This is a genomic window from Paraburkholderia sp. BGA-UO-ETr-F21, assembly GCF_059567925.1.
In genome coordinates this window covers 1-3,424 of the sequence record NZ_JCAQOY010000025.1, presented here as the reverse complement: position 1 = coordinate 3,424, position 3,424 = coordinate 1, and the positions used below count along the sequence as shown (strand labels likewise).

9 protein-coding genes are annotated in these 3,424 nt (G+C 55.4%); 2 read left to right on the top strand and 7 right to left on the bottom strand.

Annotation, left to right across the window (positions count from 1 at the left end):
- The 4 genes from AC57B1_RS15410 to AC57B1_RS15395 all read right to left on the bottom strand — a co-directional run.
- Nucleotides 1-516: hypothetical protein (locus AC57B1_RS15410; protein WP_496417931.1), on the bottom strand; the 516-nt coding region annotated here is incomplete at its 3' end.
- A gap of 91 nt (nucleotides 517-607) precedes the next feature.
- Nucleotides 608-847 carry a hypothetical protein gene (locus AC57B1_RS15405; protein WP_496417930.1) on the bottom strand — a complete coding sequence of 80 codons (240 nt, stop codon included), beginning with the start codon at nucleotides 845-847 and terminating at the stop codon, nucleotides 608-610.
- Nucleotides 840-1,346: a hypothetical protein gene (locus tag AC57B1_RS15400; RefSeq protein WP_496417929.1), complete on the bottom strand. Its 507-nt coding sequence runs from the start codon at nucleotides 1,344-1,346 to the stop codon at nucleotides 840-842. Before AC57B1_RS15400 ends, AC57B1_RS15405 begins: the two co-directional genes overlap by 8 nt.
- On the bottom strand, nucleotides 1,333-1,506 hold the full coding sequence (locus tag AC57B1_RS15395; RefSeq protein WP_496417928.1) for a hypothetical protein: 174 nt from the start codon (nucleotides 1,504-1,506) through the stop codon (nucleotides 1,333-1,335). Before AC57B1_RS15395 ends, AC57B1_RS15400 begins: the two co-directional genes overlap by 14 nt.
- A gap of 342 nt (nucleotides 1,507-1,848) precedes the next feature.
- On the opposite strand from AC57B1_RS15395, the gene AC57B1_RS15390 reads away from it, so the two are divergent.
- The gene (locus AC57B1_RS15390) at nucleotides 1,849-2,199 is read left to right on the top strand and encodes a hypothetical protein (RefSeq protein WP_496417927.1); all 351 of its coding nucleotides are present in this window, start codon (nucleotides 1,849-1,851) and stop codon (nucleotides 2,197-2,199) included.
- Between the two features lie 29 nt (nucleotides 2,200-2,228).
- On the opposite strand, the gene AC57B1_RS15385 is transcribed toward AC57B1_RS15390, so the two are convergent.
- Genes AC57B1_RS15385 through AC57B1_RS15375 form a run of 3 tightly spaced genes read right to left on the bottom strand, consistent with a single transcriptional unit; the run spans nucleotide 2,229 to nucleotide 3,054 of the window.
- The gene (locus AC57B1_RS15385) at nucleotides 2,229-2,528 is read right to left on the bottom strand and encodes a hypothetical protein (protein ID WP_496417926.1); all 300 of its coding nucleotides are present in this window, start codon (nucleotides 2,526-2,528) and stop codon (nucleotides 2,229-2,231) included.
- Nucleotides 2,525-2,821: a hypothetical protein gene (locus AC57B1_RS15380; protein ID WP_496417925.1), complete on the bottom strand. Its 297-nt coding sequence runs from the start codon at nucleotides 2,819-2,821 to the stop codon at nucleotides 2,525-2,527. The genes AC57B1_RS15385 and AC57B1_RS15380 overlap by 4 nt, the downstream gene beginning before the upstream one ends.
- Nucleotides 2,822-2,826: 5 nt before the next feature.
- Nucleotides 2,827-3,054: an excisionase gene (locus AC57B1_RS15375; RefSeq protein WP_496417924.1), complete on the bottom strand. Its 228-nt coding sequence runs from the start codon at nucleotides 3,052-3,054 to the stop codon at nucleotides 2,827-2,829.
- A 101-nt stretch (nucleotides 3,055-3,155) separates the two neighbouring features.
- On the opposite strand from AC57B1_RS15375, the gene AC57B1_RS15370 reads away from it, so the two are divergent.
- Nucleotides 3,156-3,353: a hypothetical protein gene (locus tag AC57B1_RS15370; RefSeq protein ID WP_496417923.1), complete on the top strand. Its 198-nt coding sequence runs from the start codon at nucleotides 3,156-3,158 to the stop codon at nucleotides 3,351-3,353.
- Nucleotides 3,354-3,424: the final 71 nt, after the last annotated feature.

Sequence of the window (3,424 nt, the reverse complement as noted above, 5' to 3'; positions counted from 1 at the left end):
AGATAGGGTGCTGCGAAGCTCCATTCTTCGTCGGACACATCGGTCGGATACCCTTTGCGATCTGCTCTTTTCATCCCGCCAGGATACTAGGTCTCCCGCAAAGTGCCTAACACGCTCTAGATCGAAGCTCTTGAGAATTTCATCGCTTCTCAAGAATTTCGAGAAGTGGAAGTAGTCAAAGATGACGTTTAGAAACGGTGTGTATCCGTCTTCGCTTTTAGCAGGGTTCGCGTCCATCACTTTATCCAGCACGATCTTCGCTAAGCCGGCCACGTACGATGGGTAGCGACCTAAGTCCGCCTTGATCTTGAATGGATTTTCATCCTCCGTCTCTATGCCGAGCACAGCTTCGCACATCAACCTGATGAATTCCTTGGGATGCTGATCTATGAAACTCTTGAGCTGAGCCTCTCTCTCGCGTTTCAGCGCCTCAAGCTTGTCTCTGGATTCCTTCAGGTTATCGAGTTCACGCTGCTTCTCTTCAATCTTGGTAACCTTGTCGTCAGGTTGATTCACGGCGTGCGCTCCATTCTCAGATATAGATGCGCCTACAGGCGGAGAAGGCTCTGATTTTCCCCGTCGGGCTAGGCACTGTTGCAAACGATTATTACCGAAATTCAGAGTCGATGATTTTTACAATCTCCTTGTAGCTACGAACAAGTGTCAGGAGATCGCGCGCAACTACTCTGGTTAGCTGATCGATCCTCGCCAGCTTGTCCTCCGCCGTCTCGTCCTCGACTTGGTACGAATCAAAGCTCAAAACCTTTGCGCACGCTACTCCCGGCGCCGGGTTGGTACGGCGACGCCCGCGCTTGCGCCGAACCGGTAGGATATGGATATCAGCCATGGCGCGCCCTCCACACGAGGTCCATCAGATCCGTCGCCAGCTTCTCCACATCCTGGCGCAGATCAACCACGGTGCAACGCACCGGCAGTTCTCCCTGCCGGTCGTCGTCGATCGCTTCGGACATGAAGGCGAGAACGTTATAGACCTTCCAGGCCCATCGGGAGTGGTCACAGAGATCTCTCTCCACCCGCTCCATCGTGCGGGCGTCCTCGGCCAAACGCTTAACGCCCACAGTTAGCCCATGGAAGAAGTGGTTCATCATCAAGTTGAGGAAAGCCCCGTACTCATCTTCCGACTGCCCGCATGCATTCGGAACGTTGGCGTTCATCCAGTTAGTCCACAGGTCTTGAGACACCGCGGCGATCGCGTCCTTGTCGATGAGGATTTTTTCGCCGGCAACGTATGCGCGCTGAAGCGCTTCGTCGAGCGGAAGCGATGCAAGATTGACGGGTGTGTTTTTGGTTTGCTCGGGACGAGCAGCGGAATCAAGCGTGGTCATGGCCGACCTCCGCTTCGGAAGCCTTCCGTTTTTCCGTGTCGGTGCGTTGCAGCAGGACGTAGAGCGCGGCGTTCAAGCAGACGATCGCTTGTTCGACCTTATTCCTGAGTTCTTGAACTTCAGTGGCCGGCTCGCACTGAGCCTGATGGATTTGTGGCATAGCATGGACTCCTTCGTTTTTCAGGAGCCTGCCCATGCCGTCGCCAAACGGAATGGTGGGCAGGCGTACGACGAGGTTGGCGAACCGGAACGAAGGAACCGGCAGACCCGAAGGTCTCCCCATCGCAGCCCGCCCATAAGATGGGCGCGAGCGATGATACTACGGACGTAAAAAAACCGCACTCGGCGGCGGTTTGTCCGCCTTCGTCTCAGGTCGCCAAACCTGATCGCTGTTGTCTCAGCGATGACTGAAGGTTAGTTGTCCGGCGCGAGAACGTCAAGAGGGAATTTGCAAACTTGGGCGAACGTGTCACGATATAGGTGTGTTCTTCGGGAGAGCATCATGGTCAACTCCGTAGATGAATTGCGCGCGGCCGCAGCTCGGCTCAAAAAAGAGAGCGACACCGTCGCAAGACTAATCGAATCGCTTCCTCCACACGCGCTTGAATGCAACGAAGGGAAGCCTGCGCGCACCGAAGAAGAAATTCTGCGAATCATTGATGAGGCGATAAGCCTGTTCGAAAAGCGAGAGAAACGCCCGGTCCACGTAACCGGCAAGGTCGCAGCAACCATGCTAGGCGTAAGTCCGCGGACAATCAGCAACATGCTCAAGACCGGCGAATTGCGCTACAACCGATGCGGAAGGATTCCTATCGAGCAGATCGACATGGCGCGGGCCCGGTCTAAGAAGTAATAATCGGAGCGCGCTGCGGTCGCCAATGGTCAGTCAAACTTACGTGGGCGTCCCCGCTTGCCGCCTTGGTGAGACTCAACCCACTTGACCACTTCGATCGCCTTCCAGCGCGGATGCGCCCGTCCAGTACCGTCGACGGTAGGAAGGCGGATCGCTTGCGGAAAGCCTGGAAGACACACGACGCGATCGCGGACAACCTGTACCGGCCGCTGCAAATACTCGCCGATCTCCTTCGTTGACCACAGCGCATACTCGAACGGAACGACCCTCGGGAGAATCTTCGCGACTTCGTCCAGCAGTTGCTGGGTAATGATCTCCAGCTCCGTCATTTCGACGATCCCGTGCCACCAGACTTTCTAATATTTGCCGGATGTAGCTCCGGAAATCTTTGCGAACGTAAGAGCGGGCGTTCCTCATCTGGAAGGTTAGCAATCTTCGGTGCGAGCCCCATGCGCTTCGCCAAGAGCGCTTCGAAGACCTCTTGAGTCAGTACAATCGATCCGTCCGCGCGAAGGGCAACCTTTACGCGAAAGTCCTCTTCAAACCATTTCGCTTGCAGCGAGTATCGCTTCGCGCCAGTGATCGATTGAAGATCCTCGGGGGAGAGAAGCTTGTATGTCATCGCAGTCATCCTTTGGACATTTTCTCGTCGGTATAACGAGCAAGCACACGCTGGGCGAGGGATGGTCGAGTTTGTGCGTCCGCGAACACCGCATTCTCTTCTACATAATACGAGCGGCCTACTTTGACAGGCACCGGATAGATCTTCCCTGCTTTGATCCACAGCCGCGCGGTGCGGATTTTCGGCGGTGGGTCAAATTCTTTCTCAAGCCACTTATCAAGCCGGATCTTCATGACCGCTGCTCCTGACGTAAGCAATTGCGAGAGACGATCATACCGCTATGCTTGCGGTCAACAACGCACGATAGGACAATCCCGCAAACAACGGGGAACAAATGAAAACGAAAATAGCTTTGGCAGCGCTGACCATGCTCGCTGCATGCACAACCATCACCGAGGTGACGCCGGCCGGCGACGGCAACTACACCGTCACGACCCAAGTCCGCGGCGGCATGACGCCTTGGGGGGAAGTGAAAGCATCCAGGGCGGTTTCAAGAGTGAAGCGCAACAGGGGGCTAATGAATGGAAGCTGAGGTTATCGACGCGGTTGCAAGCATACGTTCGAAGACCTCGAATGGCGAATGAAATGCATGGGTAGCGCGAG

Bases quoted from the DNA above. Each gene is read 5' to 3' on its own strand.
- AC57B1_RS15380 (WP_496417925.1), bottom strand. From the start codon at position 2,821: ATGACATACAAGCTTCTCTCCCCCGAGGATCTTCAATCGATCACTGGC.
- AC57B1_RS15370 (WP_496417923.1), top strand. From the start codon at position 3,156: ATGAAAACGAAAATAGCTTTGGCAGCGCTGACCATGCTCGCTGCATGC.
- AC57B1_RS15385 (WP_496417926.1), bottom strand. From the start codon at position 2,528: ATGACGGAGCTGGAGATCATTACCCAGCAACTGCTGGACGAAGTCGCG.
- AC57B1_RS15405 (WP_496417930.1), bottom strand. From the start codon at position 847: ATGGCTGATATCCATATCCTACCGGTTCGGCGCAAGCGCGGGCGTCGC.
- AC57B1_RS15375 (WP_496417924.1), bottom strand. From the start codon at position 3,054: ATGAAGATCCGGCTTGATAAGTGGCTTGAGAAAGAATTTGACCCACCG.
- AC57B1_RS15395 (WP_496417928.1), bottom strand. From the start codon at position 1,506: ATGCCACAAATCCATCAGGCTCAGTGCGAGCCGGCCACTGAAGTTCAA.
- AC57B1_RS15400 (WP_496417929.1), bottom strand. From the start codon at position 1,346: ATGACCACGCTTGATTCCGCTGCTCGTCCCGAGCAAACCAAAAACACA.
- AC57B1_RS15390 (WP_496417927.1), top strand. From the start codon at position 1,849: ATGGTCAACTCCGTAGATGAATTGCGCGCGGCCGCAGCTCGGCTCAAA.